General features: G+C 68.1%; 2 protein-coding genes. Both read right to left on the minus strand.

The window, feature by feature from the left end:
• Positions 1-187 precede the first annotated feature (187 nt).
• On the minus strand, positions 188-775 hold the full coding sequence (locus HUU95_RS13390) for a PadR family transcriptional regulator (protein WP_254602802.1): 588 nt from the start codon (positions 773-775) through the stop codon (positions 188-190).
• A 103-nt stretch (positions 776-878) separates the two neighbouring features.
• Positions 879-2,540 carry an electron transfer flavoprotein-ubiquinone oxidoreductase gene (locus HUU95_RS13395; protein WP_174280558.1) on the minus strand — a complete coding sequence of 554 codons (1,662 nt, stop codon included), beginning with the start codon at positions 2,538-2,540 and terminating at the stop codon, positions 879-881.
• Positions 2,541-2,764: the final 224 nt, after the last annotated feature.

Consider the following 2,764-nt stretch of genomic DNA (forward strand, 5'->3'; position numbering starts at 1 on the left):
CTGGGCCGACGCGCTCGCCCGGATCGTCGCCGACCCCGCCACCCGCGCCGCGATGGGCGCGGCCGGCCACGCCAAGGCGGCCGGCTATCGCTGGGAGGTGGTCAACCAGGCGGTGGTGGAGACGTACCTGACGGTGCTGCACGATCGGGAAACGTCACCCCGGACCTGACCCGGGGTGACGCCGGGCTCAGCGCAGCCGCTCGATCTTCTGCGCCACCTCGTCGATCAGCGCCGCCACGTCGTGGAGCGTCTCGTCCAACCCATCCCCGCGCGATAGGCGATCCTGCACGGCGACGCGCAAATTGCCCATCGCGCGTCGGACGGGGCCGCCATCGGTACGCTGCCGATGCGCGCCAAGTTCCTTGAGCCGCGCGATCAGCCGCTCGACCTGCGTGGCGTGCTCCGCCAGATGCGCGGTGCCCGCCTCGGTCGCGGCGAAGCGCTTCTTGGCACCCTCGGACCGTTGCTCCTCGATCAGCCCCATCTCGTCGAGCAGCGTCAGCGTCGGATAGACCACGCCGGGGCTCGGCGCATAGGCGCCACCCGTCAGCTCCTCGATCTGGCGGATCAGGTCATAGCCGTGGCGGGGCTCGTCCGCGATCAGCTTGAGCAGCACCAGCCGCAGCTCGCCGCCATCGAACATCCGCCGCGCCCGTCCGCCACCGCGCGCGCCCGTCTGCGCCTCGGCCCAGCGCTCCGCGAACTGCGCCGCCCATTGTTCCCAGCCGCCGCGTCCGCCCTCGCGGCCACGCCGCCCATGCATGCCATGCCACATCGTCATTCTCCTTTGTATCACGATGCAGCTAAGATACATCTTAAAAAACTTGGCACAAGTAGGTCGGCGATATATTTTCGGCGCGGGCCGGACGACCCGCCCCTTACATATTGGGGTAGTTCGGGCCTCCGCCGCCTTCGGGCACGACCCAGTTGATGTTCTGCAGCGGGTCCTTGATGTCGCAGGTCTTGCAGTGGACGCAGTTCTGCGCGTTGATCACGAACCGGGGATCGCCCGCGTCCTCGCCCACCACCTCGTACACGCCCGCCGGGCAGTAGCGCTGCGCCGGTTCGTCGAACATCGGCAGGTCGTATTCGATCGGGATGGCGGGATCGCGCAGCGTGAGGTGGACGGGCTGATCCTCCTCGTGATTAGTGTTGGACAGGAACACGCTCGACAGCCGGTCGAAGGTGAGCTTCCCGTCGGGCTTGGGATAGCTGATCGGCTTGACCAGGTCCTTGCGCCACAATTGCTCGTGATCGAACTTGTGGCCCATGGTGAAGGGCATTTTCAGCCCGAAATGCTCCAGCCACATCGTGATGCCCGACAGGCCGGAGCCCGCGAAATCGCCGAACTTCTTGACCAGCGGGACGACGTTACGCGCGACGGACAGCTCCTTGCGCAGGTCCGACGTTTCGAACGCCTCGGGATAGGCGACCAGCTCGTCATGTTCGCGACCCGCCTGGATCGCGTCAAACGCCGCCGTGGCGGCCATTTGCGCCGACAGCATCGCGCCGTGCGTGCCCTTGAGCCGTGGCACGTTGAGGAAGCCGGCTGAACAGCCGATCAGCGCGCCGCCGGGGAAGACCAGCCGGGGGATGGACTGGAGCCCACCGTCGTTGATCACGCGCGCACCGTAGGAGACACGCTTGCCGCCTTCCAGCAGGTCGCGCACCGCCGGATGCGTCTTCCAGCGCTGCATCTCCTGGAACGGCGACAGATACGGGTTGGTATAGCTGAGCCAGGTGACGAAGCCGATCGAGACCTGTCCGTCGGCCTGATGATAGATCCAACCGCCGCCGTTCGAGCCGCGCGTCTCGCTGAGCGGCCAGCCTTGCGTATGCACGACCTTGCCCGGCTCGTGCTTGTCGGGCGCGATGTCCCACAATTCCTTGACGCCCAGGCCATAGACCTGTGGCTGCGCGTCCTTCGCCAGGTCGAAGGTGCGGATCACCTCCTTGGTCAGGTGCCCGCGCGCGCCCTCGGCGAAGAACACATATTTGGCATGTAGTTCCAGGCCGGGCTGGTAATCGGACTTGTGCGTGCCGTCGCGCGCCACGCCCATGTCGCCCGTCGCGACACCCTTCACGCGGCCCTGATCGTCAAACAGCAGCTCGGCCGCCGCGAAGCCGGGGAAGATCTCCACGCCCAGCGCCTCCGCGCGCCCGGCCAGCCAGCGGCACAGGTTCGCCAGCGAACAGGTGTACGTGCCCTTGTTGTGGAGGAACGGCGGCGTCCACAGGTGCGGCAGGGTGAACTTCTTCTTCCTGGTCAGCACCCAATGGTGGTTCTGCGTCACCGGCGTTCGCGCCAGCGGGCAGTCGGTGTCGCGCCAGTCGGGGATGAGCGCGTCGAGCCCAGTCGGATCGATCACCGCGCCCGACAGGATATGCGCGCCGACCTCCGACCCTTTTTCGAGTACGCAGACGCTCAGCTCCGCGCCCGCCGCCTGCGCCAGCTGCTTGAGCCGGATCGCGGCGGACAGCCCCGCGGGGCCGGCGCCGACGATCACCACGTCATAGGGCATCGACTCCCGCTCGCTCATGTCCGCTCCTCCTGCCGCGCGCCTGCAACGCCCTGACGATGCTCGGCAAGTAGGCCGGTTGACGGTCGCGTCAACCGCGCGGCACCGCGCCCCGGTGGAGGTAGGTGACCTGGATTGGCGCGGCGCGGCGGTGGCGACGCTCGACTGGTGGCGCGAGGCCGGGGTCGACGTGCTGGTCGACGAGCGCCCCCGCGACTGGCTGGCCCCCCCCGCCCCGCCCCCCA

The organism is Sphingomonas bacterium (assembly GCF_903643065.1).
GTDB lineage: Bacteria > Pseudomonadota > Alphaproteobacteria > Sphingomonadales > Sphingomonadaceae > Sphingomonas.